Here is a 14,354-nt window from a genome sequence, read left to right as displayed (position 1 = left end):
CCGCAGCGCTCAGGGGTGGGGTTATACGCCGAGCGCCGCGCCTACGAGGTTGTGCGCGGACGATACGGTCTTAGAGGTCGGCTCAGAGACAGGGTTGACGATGCTCAGGTTCACTGTGCGACCTTTGCCGCTGTCAGTGTTAGCAGCCGGGTGGTCGAGCGGAATAACCTGTGATGCGCGGGGTAGCCGTAGAATCTCCGGGCCGCGTTCACCTACGAGGGTTGAGCCACTGCGGGTTACCGTTCCACCGGTGGCGAGGCCGGGGATATCGAACCCGCCGGGTAGCTTGGGGATTTCAATGTTCCCGAGAGCGCCGCCGGTGATTTTGCTGAGGCCGTCCAGCAGCAGGTTCACACCGGTAATCATGATGTTGATTCCGGTTTTGAACGTCTGGACGAACCCGTCCCAGCCGCCGCCGGCGAAGCCGAAGAACCCGGCAAAGCTATCCCACCACGCGCCGACCGTGCTGGTAATCCACCCGCCGGCGTTGGTGATTCCCGTTCCTATGGCCGCCATGGCGGTATCCCAAGCTGCGGCTATCCAGCCGGAGAATGAAATCCACACTTGGGTTGCGACGAGGCACATGTTCGACCAGAGCTGTTGGAAGAATTGTGTTTTGGTAGCGAGCAGGACGATGCCGGCGATGAGTGCGACGACCGCTAGGACCACCCAGGTAATCGGGTTTGCGAGCAGAGCGGCGTTGGTAGCCCAGATGGTCGACGCCCAGGCTGTGAACGCTGCGACGAGGACAACTCCGATGACGATAGACAGAGCCTGTACAGCGCCAGGGGTCTTATTTATCCAACTTAGGATGGGGATTACCACTGACGCCAATGTTTGCAGCGTGGGGATTAGCGCTTGGCCAAACGATGCAGACAGATTGGTTGTCTGCGCGGCAAGGATTCGGGCTTGGTTGGCTGCGCCCTCACTGGTCTTGGCGAAGTCACCCTGGGCTACCGTCGTAGATTTGAAGATGGCACTCTGCGCGGCGAGGACTTTTTGCTGCGCGTTCAGTGGGGCGGTTCCAGAGTAGATGCCCATTGCCATAGCTTCCGCTTTGAGCGTGGCGTCGTCGAGGAGAACGCCATAGCTACGGATAGGTTCCATTTCCCCGCGCAGCGCGGCGCCGATAGCTTCGATAGCTTGTTCTGGGCTGGTGTTATGAAACGAGGCCATGTCGGTGGCTAGCCCCGTAAGGCCCCTGGAGAACTCTGCGTTACCCTTGGTGCTCAGACCCGCAGCCTGACCAAAAACGCCGAACGTTTTTGCAGCGTTCAGGGCTTGGACGGTGGACTGACCAAGTGCTCTGTCTGCCCCCTCTGACCACTTTTGGATGCTTCCGTATGAGGTGCCGAAGATAGTCTCGACGGCTGTTCCGGCTTCTTGTAAGTCTGAGGCATTGCCGATGGACGCACCGATTACACTGATTGCTTTCTTTGCCACGACTGCGCCCATGGTGACGAGCGCAGCCGTGTTGAAGGCCTTTCCGAACTTGTCGCCGGACCGTTTGCCGGCGGCGTCGGCTTCGACCTCAGCCCCACCCATAGCCTTGCGGGTAGTTGGTGCGACGTCGTCAGAATTCACGATTAGAGTGACGTAAGCCTTGGCTAGTTCAACGCCCGTAAGTGGTGTTGCCATTTCTTTTTTCCAGCCATTCTCGGACGTCGTCCAGCTTGTGCGCCGTCCCGAGCGTTTCGGGCTGGTCGGCGTTTGGGGTCATTGCTTTGGGTCGTGGGCGCGGCTTGGGAGCCTTGGGTCGACGGACGCCAGCCGTGGCCGCGGCGTAGTACGCGAGCCCGGCTATCTGGTCGGATAGGTCGGCGAGGATTACCCGTGTTTCGTCCCACGAATGACCGTTTACGGCGCGGTAGAGCGAAGATGTGGGGTCAGCAAAGGACACCCACAGTGACAGGTCGCGCCAGGTCAGGGCTGGTGTCCCCAGGTCGTCGAGCCGGTATCCGGCCCGGAATAAGTCGAGCTCGAGCGCGTCGGCGTGCTCACCGATAATCAGGGCGTAGAGCGCGACTATTTTTCCAGCGTCACGCCGGACTCAGACTGCCAGGCCGTGAACAGCACATCCAGCTGTTCCCCGTCGAGGGTGCCAGCAGCGGTGGCGGCCGGGCCGGTGCCGAGAAAGTTGAGGACGTCGAGGAGGTTTGGTGCCTCGACGGCTTGAAGTTTGGCGATGACTCCTACCGGCATGAATTTCATTTTGGGGAGTGAATACTTCTTGGCTGAACCTTCGATGCTGAACTCGAACCGATTCTGTCGGATGGACGCTTTGCTGGCGGGTACGGTAAATGTCATGTGCCGTGACTTCTTTCTGAGAGTTTGCTGTGAGCTTTAGGTGCCGTGCGGTGCGGTGAACCTGGCCGCGGTGCACGGCAACCCGCGGCCAGGTGGAGGTGTTGCTAAACGGCGATGCCGCCCCCGAATTCAACCCAACGGTGTGCGAAGTTTCCGTCGGAACCGATGAAGGTTTCAATTTCGATTTCGTACGCGACGGGGTTCTCGCTATCGAAAGTCAGCTCAGGTTTTGTGATGACTTGACCGCGCTCGATGTAATACCGCTGGGCGTCGGCCCCGTCGAGAAAGTCGAGGTCCCAGGCGCGCATTGGCGGTAGCGACGAATTGTGGCGAACGTGAATGAGGTTGCTGGTCTGAGTGACGTTGTCAGCGCCATAGATGGCGCTGAGTGATGGCAGTGAGGTTTCGCTCAGCGTCACGGTGAGAATTTCTTTGAACGATTTCACGTACTTACGGATGACGTTTCCGTTGTGGTCGAGCCACTCTCCGGACTCCACCTCGGGGGCGATAACAATTCCGTTATCGCTTGTATAGCCGAGACTCACCCAGCCGATGGGGAGCGGGGTGGACGCGTCCACGGGAGCCTCAATACCGAGGTCGGCGACGTGGATTCCGCCGGATGCGAGCTTGCCTGCGAGAACATTTCCTGGTGTGTTAGTCATGGTGCTGTGCCTTTCAGGCTGGTTTTGGCAGCGCGTATCCGCGGTACCGGATGGATGATGTGGCTGTGTATCGGGCCTTCCCTGACGTCGGGTCGGGGAGGTTTTGAGGTCTGGAGAGTTCTGTCGTTCCGTAGACGGCGGGGCGCCCGGTACGGTCAGCGATTCCGGGGAACACCGCCCGCACGAGCGCGGAGAGGTCCTGCGCGTCTGTTTCGGTGGCAGCCCACGCTTCGAGAATCACGGTGGCCGTGTCGATGGTTTCGTGACGGCGAACACCGCCGGTCACTAGGACTTTGACCCACGCTTCGGGAGCGTTGCCGCCAGACGGGATGCTTGTTCGCACCGGAACTGGACGGCCGTAACGTTTCAGCGCGTCAGTCAGGTAGGCGACGATGACGGCTTCGATGTCGTCGAATATGACGGCTACGGTGCCCATTAGCTGGCCCCAGCGTCAAGCGCCCGGGTGAGGGTGCGGTGCCGTGCCTCAGCAGACATAGCGGCGAGGTTTCCGGTGTAAACACCAACGCGGGCGCGGCGTTTGTCTTTCTTCCGGGTGACCCCACCATCGACAAAGAACTCAGCTTTAGCCATACCGCTGGGCGTTTTTGCCGTGCGGTTAGCCTGGTCAGCGATAGCTTGCCCGCGTTTTAGCAAATCGGCCGCAACGGCTGGTTCTTGCCGAAGGGCAGGGAACGCACGGTGGTTGAATTTGAGCCTGATTTTCTGCGCCATTACACGTCTACCGCTTTCAGTTCTGTCTCTGTGTGCCCGACGGCGCCGGTTGGACCGCGATACCAGAGCGGTTCCCCGACTACCTGGTAGGTGCGGGTGAGCCCGCGGGGGTCGAGGTATTCGACGCGGTCCTTTGCGGTCAAGGGCAGGTTGAGGGGGCCCAGGAGCCGGTGGGTCGCGGTGGTGCGGCCGTCGCGTTCGTCGCTGGACAGCGCTTGAACCCGCACCCCGGTGAGGGTGCTGCGGGTGGCAGCGGCCCAGGAGAGTTCGGTGCCGCCGTGGGCGCTGGTCGTTTCGTTCGCCCGGACCCGGACGATTTCGTCTCGATAAAAACTGCGACTCATGATGCGGCCTGGACGATGAGCGTCGGGCGCTGTGGGAATGAGCGGTCGAGGCGTTTCTTCTCAGCACTCAGCAGGTCGGTCACGCCTTGGAAGGAGTCCCAGCCGAACGTGACGCTTTCGGCGCCGCCGCTTTCTTGCTGGACGCCGCCGGCCAGACTTTCGTTTTGGCTGTCGAGCCGCGCGGCAATTCCTGAGACAAGCTCAAAGAACCCGTCAGTTTGGGCGTTGCCGGCTGCGGCGAGGCGTTGCTCGCCAACGTACTCTCGTACGCGGGCGGAGGCGATGCGGAGGGCGACGGGGGTGACGGTACGGCCGAAGCCGGCGGCGTCTTCGACCGAAAGAATCAGTGGCTGCACGGTGGCGGCTCCTAAAGTTTGAGTGGTAGTGCGGGGGCCGTAGGGGCCGGGCTATTAAGTCCGGCCCCTACGGCCGGTGGTTACGGTGCGACCGGTGCGGCGACGATACCGGCGATGATGACCGCCGCCGGGCGGGTCACCTTCGAGCCGTAGACGTTCAGCGAGCTGATAACGTCGCTGAACGAACCGCTTGGGCGTGAGCCCTGGGTCTCGGCAATCTGCGCTGCGAACGCAGCCGCACCCGTGTGGTATGCCACAACGACCGCGGCGGATTTCTCAGCGAAATGCGGGCTCCAAATCACGTCGAACCCGGCGAACACCGATACCTGGTTGGTTCGCAGCTCGGTTCCGTTGCTCTGGATTCCAGTCGAGTCACCGAGGGCTTCGACGAGGAGTGCCTTTGCCGTCGGGTTGAGCAACGCGATACGGCCCATTTCGGGAACCTCGGCGGCGTCGAAGTCAGCGGCGAGTTTACGCAGCGCGGTCTTGATTTTGGCTGCGGTGTCGAGCGTGGCGCTCGAGCCCTGCGTTCCACCGGCCAGGAGCGTCGCAATCGCGAAGCGCTCAGCGTCACGGGCGAGGGCAACGCCTTGCTGGTCGGTGAATTGCGTCAGCGACCCTGCGGCCTGGCGCCGGTCGATGTCGTCGACCTTCTGGCTGGTCGCCTTCTCCTGGTCGATGAGCACCGTGACTTCGGTGGCTTCGATTTCTTCGCTGGTGAAGCTGCGGCCCTGAGCGGCGTAATCCTGGACCGTGGGAAGGCCAGCGTTGAAGATTTTCACCGCGTTTCCGGTCTTGATTTCCCCGTCGGGGATTGCCGTGAAGGTCGCGATGACAACCTTTTCACGGTCGTAGGCGACCTGGACTTCGGCGCGGGTGATTTCGGGGATGAAGTTTGCGACTGACATTTTGTGCTCTTTCGTTGGGTGTTGCTGGAATAGGGAGAGTGTGTTTTGGTTTTACTTTTTGTCGAGGATTCCCGACAGGCGACCGTCGGCCTTGGCTTTGACGATTTCCGCCGCCGACATTCCGGTCAGCTGTGCAGCTGTAAGTTGCGCCCCGGCAGAACCGATTGGCGTGCCTTTCGCGCCGGAAGCCGCAGCGTCATTAGCCGGTGGTGTCACCGCGCCGCGAAACGCGAGGAGCGCGTCGGCCGAAGCGTTGAGCTCGTCCTCGGTGGAACCGGAGAGTAGCGCCGCGGGGACGCCTTTTGCGGCAGCGACGGTGGACCGCAGTGCGGAACCGTTGGCAAGGTCGCGCTCCGCTGTCAAATCGGCGAGTTGCTTTTGCAGCTTCTCGGTGTCGCTGAGTTTTTCCAGTTCGATAGCGGCAAGCTTTTCGGCGGCGGTGCTGTTGGCTTTTGCGCGAGACTCCCACGTGCGGGAATGCCCAATTGCGGCTTCCAGTTTCGCGGTGAGTTCCTCCACGGTGAGCGCGGCGGGCGCGGCGTTCTTGTCGTCAGTTTCGCTTCCAGTGTTCTCTTCGGCCGTGGCGGCTTCGAGGGCGGCAGCCGTGGCTGCAGCGGAGGTTGCGGGCGTGGCGGCGTCGGGGTTAGTAACGGTCATTTTGTGCTGACTCCCTTTCCGGGAATGTGGGGCTTGGCGCACCCGTGCGGGCGTGCCGGTGAACCCGGTCGGCTGATGCCGTCGGGAAGTGTGAGGGTGGGTGGCGCGGCCTAGGTCGAGAGGGCGCGGCGGGCGTAGAGTACGCGCTGGTCGGCGATGCCGATTTGCTTCCGCGCGACTCTGCGCTCTGCAAGCGGCAGGCTGTCGATGTTCGGCCAGCGGGCTTTGGTGGACGCCGCGAAGTCCTCAGCTTTAGCTAAGGATGCTTCCTGGAACTCTTTCTTGACGGCAGGTTCCGTCTTGCGGCGTTTGAGGTCTGCGGCTTTAGCGCGGTTGCGTTCCCGGGCTAAATCTGCGGGCCCCGGAGGCTTCACAGTAGAGCCAGGCGCGGGGCGGTACCCACAGTCGCAGTGGGTGTGGAGCGGGCGCAACCCGCCGGAAGTTTCGTACGGCCGGGTGCCGGCGCCGATGACTCTCCGGCAGAAACTGCACGCGGTCGCGGAGAGAACCCGGTTATACGATTCGACCCCCGCGCCGGCATACGAATACCCCGCTTGGGCTGAGCGCGCTTCGCCCATTGCGCGCTGGACGAGCCCGCCGAGCACTTTGGCGCCGCGGTCCACCGCGGTACTAAATGGAACACCGCGGGAGAGGTCCTGGTAGACGGCGAGGGCGGGCTGGCGCAGGTATTCATCCCACGCGTAAATAGTGCCGGTGATAGCCGATTTAGGGGCCTTATCGGCGGCTACTTTCACGCCGGATTCAACGGTCAAATACTTGCCGACAAGCTGCGCTTCGGCTTGGGCGACGCGCAGCTGCGAGCCCTGCAGCACCGGAATCAGCTTCGCGACGAGCCGGGCGATATCAGCGTCGCGGTAACCCGGAGACGAGCGCCAGATTGATTCAGCCCGGGCGAGCGTGGACCGCTCTGTGAGTTTGTAGGTCGCCTGGTGTGCTTCCAGGAGCCGCCGTAGAGCGTCGTCTTTGGCGGCCACTGGATACCTTCCTTACGGGGTTGGGGTGTCAGGCAGGCTTGATTTCAACGTCACCGGGGACATTCCCGGCAAGAATTCGAGGCCGGTCAGGCCTACGATTTGCGCTGCGGATTCCGGTGTCGCGCCGGCACGGATTAGCGCACCCATGCTTTCGGTCATGGACTTCATGTCGGCCGGGTCGATAGCCACGGAGCCGGGGTCGGATGCGTTCGGCGCTGTGATGGCTGCGAGAGTCATCTGTTCGTCGAGGCGCTCAGCTTCCATGCGTTCGACCTCTGCGGCGGAGTACCCGCCCACTGTGAGCATCCGGGAGACGAACGGAACGTCGGCTGATTTGGCGAGAACCAGTGCTTGGAATTTCTCGTACTCACTGATTCGCTGCGGCGGGGAGAACAAAATCGTGATGCTCTCACCGTCAGCTAACGCCGTCGGGTCTTCGATTCGGAGGGCGCGGACTAGCGCGAGTTCGACGGCCGGACGGATGCGGTCAAGGTAGGCAGACACTCGAAAGATGAGGCTATCTTTTGCCGCTTGTGCGCCTTCCGCGCTCTGGTTTGCGCCGTCGCCGGGGTTGAGCGCAGCCAGCGGGGTGCGCGCTACCGCGGAGAGGTCGCGGAGGTCGTCTTTCGACGCGTCGAGCATCGGGCGGATATCTGTCTGGGCGAGCTGTGCGAGGTCTACACCCTCGGGCAAATCCCAGAGGGCGCCGGGGGAGTTTTCGAAGATAGCGGAATAGTCAATCTCGTTGCCGTCATCGTCAGCTGTCGGCAAATTTCCTTTCAGATACCGTTGCTGAAACGCTTGCATGGCGGCAGATACGAGGCGGTTGAGGAGCCCGTGGTAGACCCGGTCGATAGTCGATAAGTGCGGCTCGAAGCTACCCTGACCGTTGGCGGCCGGGCGGATGACAACGAACGGAACGGCGCCCACTTCGACGGTTCCCACAAGCTTCCAGGAGCCGCCGGAAATTGCCGTCAGAACGGTCTTCTCATCCGCCATGGGCCGGGAGAACATGGCACGAACCGTTCCATCCCACACCCAGGCGAAATCAGCTTGCTGGTCCGCGTCACGCCAGACTTTGAGCGCGGCGCGCGGCGCGGCGCTGGGACGGATTGGGTCGGCGGCAACGATGCAGAACCTGCGGTCTTCGGCCGTGATGACAGCTTTCCCGTCGTCACCTCGAGCGGTAAGCAGGTAGCTTTCGCCGTCGGTCAGTGCCGCGTGGACAGCCTCACCGAGCGTTACCTCGAAGTACGAGTCGCGGATGATTCGCTGGACTTTCTTCTCTGTCTCTTCGCGTTCCGGGCCGACAACAACACCCTGATAGCGGATGCGGTCGCCGGCGCTAGAGACGATGAGTGGAGCTAGAGCCGGGCAGGCTTTCTTCTGGAAAGCGCTCCACGCAGCTTTGGTATTTTTGCCCATTTCGGGAAGCGGCGGACTGATGTTCGGGTCTTCGAACATGTAGCTTCGCAGCGTCGCAATATGCGGCGCGGCGGCGTCGAAGCGGGCAGCCAGGATGGGGAACCAGGCTGCGGCGTCGCGGGTGAAAGTGGCGTCGGCCATGTGGTGTGGTTCCTTCTGGTTGGATTAGTAGAGGCGACGGGGTATGCCGGTGCGGCGTCGTTCGCCTAAGCCCTTGTTTTTGGCCGTGACCGCGCAGGCATAGGCGAGCACGGAGGCTACGGCGGCGTCAATTTTTTCGACGCTATCGGCGGTTCGCTTGAATAGGGCCATTCCCCACTGGTTCGTGGACCGGCGAGCGGCCAGAAAGTGGCGGACCATGTCGGCAGATTCGGCAAGGTGGACCGTTTCGGTGGCGATAGCTTCGTAGAGAGCTTCCACGTCCTTGCCGCTTCGAGCGGCAGATTTGCCGCTCATATATCTGTACATTGGGCGCCCTGTGCTAGCGATGACCTTCAATTGGCCGTGATATCTAGCGGTCCACTTATCGAGGTAACCCTCGATGTGGGAGGGGTCGGCGAACATTCCGACGACCGTGTATTTCTTGAAACTTTCGTGCAGCACCGCTTCGATAGCGACCATCGGCGGGTTCCAGCCCTCTTGGGCGGCGCGTTCGGTAGCTTCCCAAATGCCCAGGGGGTGAAGGGTCATATCTGAGAGTCGGCAGGCGACCATTGCGGTGGCGTCGGGGATGCGGAGGAGTTTCTTCTTCGTGCGTTCGACGAGGTTTCCCGGCGCGAAGTCAAAGCCGATAGTGATGACGTCGCCCTTAGCTAGCGGGGGGACAGGCTGGCCGTCAACGAGCTGGATAGCGCCTATCTGGTTGGCGGTGACGAAGGCGGTAGCCGCGGCCGATTGTTGGTTCAAATTCAACCTGCGGAACTTCTGCGGGTCCTTGGTCGGGTCGTTTGCACGGCCGACATACCGTTCGTAGTCAATCCACTCACGGTCGGCGTACGCTTCCCGCAGAGCGGCAAGGAGAGCAACTTCGTCACCCAAATTAGCGAGGGCGGGACCTTCGAGGTGGTCAAATAGTATTCGGGGGTTCTTCACCCGGCCGGCTAGGATTGCCAACGCTAGCTTGTGCTGATTTTCGGCGACACTCTTTTCACCATCGCCATACATGGTTGTCGTCGCCAGCATCCAGGGTTCGTCGGCTTTACGCTTCGGTAAATTTTGGTCAACGGTCGAGAACATTTCGCGGGTTTCCGCGGTGATATACAGGTGAGTTTCATCGGCGACCGCCATGGTCTCCAGGCCACCGTCTTTCGAGGCTGCACCGGACGTTGACGGCCGGACTTCCCCGCCGTTCGGCAGGAGCGCGCGGGTGATTCCCGAATCGACACCGTGAACGCCGGATAGCGGCGCTTCGGCATCTTCGAGGTTCGACCGGACGTTGCGGAACGTATTCCCGGTTTGGCCTTCCTCGGTGGCGAGGAGCCGGACGAACGGGTCTTGCAGCAGGCGCCCCATGGGCTCGCCGGGCCGGTAGACGTAATGGAACCCGTGCTGGTCGAACGTCTCGCCGCCTTTTGCCCAGCCGGCAAAACGTGAGGGACCCATGGCGTCAAAAAGTACGATGAACCCTGCGAGCTCAGATTTTGCGGTGCCTTTGGGGCGGGACAGGACGCAGGTATCATACATGCGGCGGCCGGCCGGTTCCAGGCAGTAGGCGTCGACAATGAAGTCGTAAAAGTCTTGGTCTAGCACGATGCGCTGACCGCGGATAGTGCCGAACCCATGACGGCAGAGGTGTTCAATCCAGGCGACGGCAAGGTGGCCTAGGGAGCGTTCAGAGTCGTGGCCGGGCATGCGAACTTGGATGCGCGGCATTTTGTCCTTACGGGTTAGGTGCGGTGACTTGCCTGGCGGCGGGAGTCGAGGTTGGCGACCGGGGCGAGCTTCGCTTTAGCGCGGGATGCGCGAGGTTTTGGTGCGGGTTTTTCGACCGGAACGTAGCGGATGCGAAGCTTGCGGCGCGCCTCCGCGGTGGTGCCTAGTTCTTGCTCGCGGCGGCGGAGTTCCGCGGCGACGGTGTGGGTTCCGGCGGCGAACACGTCGAACAGAAACGCCGTTGATTGCGCCAGGAGCCAGTCGGAGGCAGTCCACAGCGCGCAATGCGGCATCGTTGAAACGACGTTCCACCACTCAACGGTGAGCGGGGACATGGGCAGCGCTACCGGTTCGGCGTCGATGACGACGGTGCGGGTCTTCGGCAGGGTCGGTCGCTTGCCGGAGAACGGCTTGTCCGGCACGTCGGTCCAGCCGACCTGGGGGGTGTTGCGGTGGACCGGATTGGCGGTCGGTTCGCGGCCTGGGACGGCCATAATGGACCGCCTTTCGCGGGGGCTAAAAAGTTTTGGGATTCGTACAGACAGCGAAAGGCGGCACCTCTCCGGGGAGGAGCGACCGGGGGAGGGGGTAGAGGCCCCCTCTAAAATAAAAAAGGCGCCAGGTGACCCTAAAAAGGGTCAAGCATGGGCTCTAAATGTGGTTTCAAATGAGAATATTTCAGTACAGTTTCAGGCCGCTCGGGTGAGGTTCACCAGGGTGCCGCGAGGTGACAGGGGGGAGGGCGGCGCGAGCGGCGCGAGCCTCAGCCTGCGTCTTGACCCGGTGGTGCCATGCGCAGAGTGCCTGCAAATTTGCCGGCCGGTGGTCACCCCCGGGGGTCACATGGTCACAGTCGGTGGCTTGTTGCTCACACCGGGTGGAATCCAGCATGGACGCTTGGCAGCGCCCGCCAGCGCGAGCGAATGCCGCCGTTCGCAGCGCCGCCCAGTTGCCTGGGAGCCGGGCGCGCCGGGTGGAGCTGGCCCAGTTGTTAGTCAAGGTCCGGCATGAAGGCGAGGTATTTGCCGCCAGTAGCGGGGTCGTACGTAGCGCCTACGTAGAACTTGCCGTCGGTTGACGCATCGTCGAGTGTCCGTAGCCCGACCTGGACGTCGAGGTCGCCCTCGTTGGCGACGGCGCGGGCGAGCAGGACGATGAGTTCGGATGCGAGCATGTGGTTCTCCTATTGCTTGGTGAATCAGGTAGTTGGTTGTTCCTCGGTGAAGAATGGGCCGCTCAAAGGTCCGGCACTACCAGCGCCGCGGCCAGGACCACGAACCCCCACGCCGCCGCGAAAGCCGGCCAGGACGTGCGCCAGGCCGCGGCGAACGTGACGGCAAATCGTCGCCATGCGGCGTTGAGACGCGCCATGGCGACGAGAGTTGGCGAATATTTCCATGCGTCGGGGTCTGTGATTTTGCACCTCTATATAGGGGAGTGAAAAGTTGAAGCGCCGCCCGCCGGGGAACTGCACGATGCGCGTTGGCTAGGAGGGGAACCAGACATCGGAGTTCGACCCGTGCGGGCGGCGGTCTTGCTGCCCGGCCGCAGCGCTGCGGTCTGGCAAGTGTGAGGGCACGCCGCCGGGTGAGGGCGGCGTGCGGGGTGCTGCTAGAGGATGGTCAGCGACCCGAGGTCGAGGCCGTCTGGCGTGATGTCAAAAACCAGCATGCCTGGGTCTGAGTCGTCGCCGGAGCGGTGACGGAACCAGTCGCTGCCGGCATCGAGTGTCGGTGCCTGCAGCCACCATTTCGACCGTCCGGAGTACGGGTTGCGGCCCGTCGGCTCGATTCTGAGGTGGTGATAGTGGCCGGTGACCATAAGGTCAGCGTGGGCGAGGACCTGCCCGCCGTGTGTTTGCTTCGCCCAGAATGCGGCCGCGCCACCCGGGCCGTACTGGTGGCCGTGGGTGACACCTAGGCCGGTTCCGAGAACGTCGAGGACGAGTGATTCGTCCCAGTCGGCTGGCAGGTTCCACTGCGCGCGGAGCCCGGCGGCAGCGGCCAGGCGCTGCGCCTGACGATGCACGTAAAGGCCAAGGTCGTCTGCTGGCTTGCCGAGCGTTTGCTTGCCTGCCCGCCACGCGGTGTGATTGCTGGGCACCGCCATGACCTGAGCTGGCGCGTGCCGGGCTAGGGTGTCGGCGAAGTCGTAAATCGTTGTCCCCGCCAAATCCATTTGCTGGGTCAGCGAGAGGTCGTTACTAAACGCTGTCGCGGCCGGTCCGGCGCCGCTCTCGAAGCCCTCGAAAAGGTCACCGGCATCGACCAGGACGGTCTGCGACGGCTTACGTTTCTTGAGCGTCGCGTCAACCTGCGCGCGGCGAACGGCGAGCCGCTCGATGAGTTCCGGTGTTCCGCCGCGGCTGCCGGTCTTGCCGATTTGCAGGTCGGCTAGGACGACGACAGTAGCGCGTTCGGTGGCAGGTGCGGCCAGCTGCGCGCGAGGCTTGCGCCGTGCGGCAGCGAGGAGGGCTGGTAGGTCGTGGCTGGCTTCGGCACTTTGGCGGGCTCGAACCGTGAAGCGGTAGGCCGTTAGCCACTCGCCGGAGAATGATTGCCAGCGTGAGGTGCGAACGTTGCCGACGACTTCGACGAGGTCGGGGTCGTGGCCGTGTTCGAGGAGTATCTCTGAGAAGTCAGTGAGGGCTGCGGTCCGTGGGGCAGAAGTAATCTCACCCTCCGACCCGTCCCAGTTAGACGCGGGGCGCCATCCGGCGGGGATATCGCGGGTAGCTGAGGTTGCGTTCAGGGCCTCAAACATTTGCCACCTCCGTAGCCTCGGCAGACGGGAGTGGGCAGTGGCACAACCCGGAGCGGTGCTTCGATATTGCCGAGTAGCCGACTGCGCGCTTTCCGAGTTCGACCGCGATTGCGCGCTCGATTTCTGAGTTTGCGACGAGGTCGAGGGGACGAGCGAGCGCGGCGGTCAGGTTGGCTGCCGATACGGTGTCGAGGTTGGCGAGGATTCTAGCGACCTTGCAGATGACGCTTGAGGTGCGATGGGTGGTGAGTGATTCGAAAATTTTGTGCCTCTCTGTACGGCGCTATACGAGCGCCGGTCGCCCCCTGGCGCAGGGGCATTCGGATGCTGTCCGGCTTCGCCCGGGCGGCTGTGGGTGACGAGAGGAGCATCCCCGCGCGCAGTCGCCAGCCAAGCCCGGAGTTAGTGGGTGTGCGGGTTGCTGTGCCGGCGCGGGGATGCAAAAACCCGCCAGTCTGTGGGCTGGCGGGTGGGATTCGTCGTCTAACTAGTTATCGGCGGAGTGGCGACCTTTAACAACGTCGGGTGAAAGATTCTCACCGATGCGCCAGAAATGGACCATTCTGGCGTCGTAATACCGCCGGGGACCAGATAGGCAAATCTGCCTATTTTGCCTATTCCGCATAGGCAAATAGGCAAATCAGGGCCCCGAGCGGGCACGTTTCTGAGCCCGCTCATGTCATCCCGGGCGTGTCGTGGTCCAAATTTGGCGGTCCGAGCTGGCCCGATAGGCAGAAATAGGCAAATCCGCACCCCAAATAGGCAAAAAATAGGCAGAAAATAGGCAGATTCTGCCGACCTCAAAAACTCTAAAATGACCTCAACTTCCCCGTCTTTACGGGGTTTTTACTCTCTTTTTACACTTTCAAGAAGAAGAAATAGGCAAATAGGCAGATTATTTTGAACTTTAGGTTTGTGGGGAGAAAAAAGTTTTTATTTTTTTTTCTTGAGCATGCTCTCCCAAAAAACGGGTGTCTTTTGCCTATCTGCCTATTTGGCGAATATTTAGCCGTTAGCCAGGGGTTTTGATGGTCGCTGCAGGCCTGTATCGACGAAGCCCTGAAACACGGATTCGTACCCTTGAATGTACAAAAATGCCCAAATCGAGCAGCTCATCATTTTCACGCGCATAGATACTCCTGTACGACCGCAGGACCGGATATCCCGTTGGGTGACCGGAGAGGAGCCGGAGAGGTGAATCGACCGTACGACCGCAGGACCGGATATCCCGTTGGGTGACCGGAGAGGAGCCGGAGAGGTGAATCGACCGTACGACCGCAGGACCGGATATCCCGTTGGGTGACCGGAGAGGAGCCGGAGAGGTGAATCGACC

General features: G+C 61.9%; 16 protein-coding genes. All 16 read right to left on the bottom strand.

Going from position 1 to position 14,354, the window contains the following annotated elements; all coding sequences use genetic code 11:
- Positions 1-21: 21 nt before the first annotated feature.
- The 16 genes from QMK31_RS08550 to QMK31_RS08475 all read right to left on the bottom strand — a co-directional run bounded on the left by QMK31_RS08550 (position 22) and on the right by QMK31_RS08475 (position 13,021).
- Positions 22-1,584 carry a phage tail tape measure protein gene (locus tag QMK31_RS08550; RefSeq protein WP_283500525.1) on the bottom strand — a complete coding sequence of 521 codons (1,563 nt, stop codon included), beginning with the start codon at positions 1,582-1,584 and terminating at the stop codon, positions 22-24.
- Between the two features lie 441 nt (positions 1,585-2,025).
- Positions 2,026-2,307, bottom strand: coding sequence for a hypothetical protein (locus tag QMK31_RS08545; RefSeq protein ID WP_283500524.1), 282 nt, complete (start codon positions 2,305-2,307; stop codon positions 2,026-2,028).
- A 104-nt stretch (positions 2,308-2,411) separates the two neighbouring features.
- Entirely contained in the window at positions 2,412-2,969 is a 558-nt protein-coding gene (locus QMK31_RS08540; protein ID WP_283500523.1) for a phage tail tube protein, read from the bottom strand.
- Between the two features lie 13 nt (positions 2,970-2,982).
- The gene (locus tag QMK31_RS08535; protein ID WP_283500522.1) at positions 2,983-3,405 is read right to left on the bottom strand and encodes a hypothetical protein; all 423 of its coding nucleotides are present in this window, start codon (positions 3,403-3,405) and stop codon (positions 2,983-2,985) included.
- Positions 3,405-3,560, bottom strand: coding sequence for a hypothetical protein (locus tag QMK31_RS08530; protein WP_283500521.1), 156 nt, complete (start codon positions 3,558-3,560; stop codon positions 3,405-3,407). The genes QMK31_RS08535 and QMK31_RS08530 overlap by 1 nt, the downstream gene beginning before the upstream one ends.
- 140 nt (positions 3,561-3,700) lie before the next feature.
- Positions 3,701-4,045 carry a hypothetical protein gene (locus QMK31_RS08525; protein WP_283500520.1) on the bottom strand — a complete coding sequence of 115 codons (345 nt, stop codon included), beginning with the start codon at positions 4,043-4,045 and terminating at the stop codon, positions 3,701-3,703.
- Entirely contained in the window at positions 4,042-4,401 is a 360-nt protein-coding gene (locus QMK31_RS08520; protein ID WP_283500519.1) for a hypothetical protein, read from the bottom strand. Before QMK31_RS08520 ends, QMK31_RS08525 begins: the two co-directional genes overlap by 4 nt.
- A gap of 80 nt (positions 4,402-4,481) precedes the next feature.
- Positions 4,482-5,309, bottom strand: a complete 828-nt coding sequence (locus QMK31_RS08515) for a phage major capsid protein (protein WP_283500518.1) — start codon at positions 5,307-5,309, stop codon at positions 4,482-4,484.
- 51 nt (positions 5,310-5,360) lie between these two features.
- The gene (locus QMK31_RS08510) at positions 5,361-5,966 is read right to left on the bottom strand and encodes a hypothetical protein (protein WP_283500517.1); all 606 of its coding nucleotides are present in this window, start codon (positions 5,964-5,966) and stop codon (positions 5,361-5,363) included.
- A gap of 110 nt (positions 5,967-6,076) precedes the next feature.
- A complete protein-coding gene (locus tag QMK31_RS08505; RefSeq protein WP_283500516.1) occupies positions 6,077-6,961 on the bottom strand; it encodes a hypothetical protein in 885 nt (294 codons plus the stop codon).
- 12 nt (positions 6,962-6,973) lie between these two features.
- Positions 6,974-8,527 (bottom strand): phage portal protein, encoded by a 1,554-nt coding sequence (locus QMK31_RS08500; protein ID WP_283500515.1) that lies wholly within the window; start codon positions 8,525-8,527, stop codon positions 6,974-6,976.
- Positions 8,528-8,551: 24 nt separating this feature from the next.
- Positions 8,552-10,258 (bottom strand): terminase large subunit domain-containing protein, encoded by a 1,707-nt coding sequence (locus QMK31_RS08495; RefSeq protein WP_283500514.1) that lies wholly within the window; start codon positions 10,256-10,258, stop codon positions 8,552-8,554.
- A gap of 14 nt (positions 10,259-10,272) precedes the next feature.
- Positions 10,273-10,752 (bottom strand): phage terminase small subunit, encoded by a 480-nt coding sequence (locus QMK31_RS08490; protein ID WP_283500513.1) that lies wholly within the window; start codon positions 10,750-10,752, stop codon positions 10,273-10,275.
- 497 nt (positions 10,753-11,249) lie between these two features.
- A complete protein-coding gene (locus QMK31_RS08485; protein ID WP_283500512.1) occupies positions 11,250-11,432 on the bottom strand; it encodes a hypothetical protein in 183 nt (60 codons plus the stop codon).
- Between the two features lie 62 nt (positions 11,433-11,494).
- On the bottom strand, positions 11,495-11,629 hold the full coding sequence (locus QMK31_RS08480) for a hypothetical protein (RefSeq protein ID WP_283500511.1): 135 nt from the start codon (positions 11,627-11,629) through the stop codon (positions 11,495-11,497).
- A gap of 240 nt (positions 11,630-11,869) precedes the next feature.
- Complete coding sequence (locus tag QMK31_RS08475; protein ID WP_283500510.1) at positions 11,870-13,021, bottom strand: metallophosphoesterase family protein; 1,152 nt, start codon at positions 13,019-13,021, stop codon at positions 11,870-11,872.
- Between the last annotated feature and the right edge of the window lie 1,333 nt (positions 13,022-14,354).

The organism is Cryobacterium sp. PH31-O1 (assembly GCF_030063455.1).
Lineage (GTDB): Bacteria > Actinomycetota > Actinomycetes > Actinomycetales > Microbacteriaceae > Cryobacterium.
This window is presented reverse-complemented; position numbering and strand designations above follow the sequence as displayed.

Excerpts from the sequence above, each read along its gene's own strand:
- QMK31_RS08545 (WP_283500524.1), bottom strand. The coding sequence starts at position 2,307 with ATGACATTTACCGTACCCGCCAGCAAAGCGTCCATCCGACAGAATCGG.
- QMK31_RS08540 (WP_283500523.1), bottom strand. The coding sequence starts at position 2,969 with ATGACTAACACACCAGGAAATGTTCTCGCAGGCAAGCTCGCATCCGGC.
- QMK31_RS08535 (WP_283500522.1), bottom strand. The coding sequence starts at position 3,405 with ATGGGCACCGTAGCCGTCATATTCGACGACATCGAAGCCGTCATCGTC.
- QMK31_RS08530 (WP_283500521.1), bottom strand. The coding sequence starts at position 3,560 with ATGGCTAAAGCTGAGTTCTTTGTCGATGGTGGGGTCACCCGGAAGAAA.
- QMK31_RS08525 (WP_283500520.1), bottom strand. The coding sequence starts at position 4,045 with ATGAGTCGCAGTTTTTATCGAGACGAAATCGTCCGGGTCCGGGCGAAC.
- QMK31_RS08515 (WP_283500518.1), bottom strand. The coding sequence starts at position 5,309 with ATGTCAGTCGCAAACTTCATCCCCGAAATCACCCGCGCCGAAGTCCAG.
- QMK31_RS08510 (WP_283500517.1), bottom strand. The coding sequence starts at position 5,966 with ATGACCGTTACTAACCCCGACGCCGCCACGCCCGCAACCTCCGCTGCA.
- QMK31_RS08500 (WP_283500515.1), bottom strand. The coding sequence starts at position 8,527 with ATGGCCGACGCCACTTTCACCCGCGACGCCGCAGCCTGGTTCCCCATC.
- QMK31_RS08495 (WP_283500514.1), bottom strand. The coding sequence starts at position 10,258 with ATGCCGCGCATCCAAGTTCGCATGCCCGGCCACGACTCTGAACGCTCC.
- QMK31_RS08490 (WP_283500513.1), bottom strand. The coding sequence starts at position 10,752 with ATGGCCGTCCCAGGCCGCGAACCGACCGCCAATCCGGTCCACCGCAAC.
- QMK31_RS08485 (WP_283500512.1), bottom strand. The coding sequence starts at position 11,432 with ATGCTCGCATCCGAACTCATCGTCCTGCTCGCCCGCGCCGTCGCCAAC.
- QMK31_RS08480 (WP_283500511.1), bottom strand. The coding sequence starts at position 11,629 with ATGGCGCGTCTCAACGCCGCATGGCGACGATTTGCCGTCACGTTCGCC.
- QMK31_RS08475 (WP_283500510.1), bottom strand. The coding sequence starts at position 13,021 with ATGTTTGAGGCCCTGAACGCAACCTCAGCTACCCGCGATATCCCCGCC.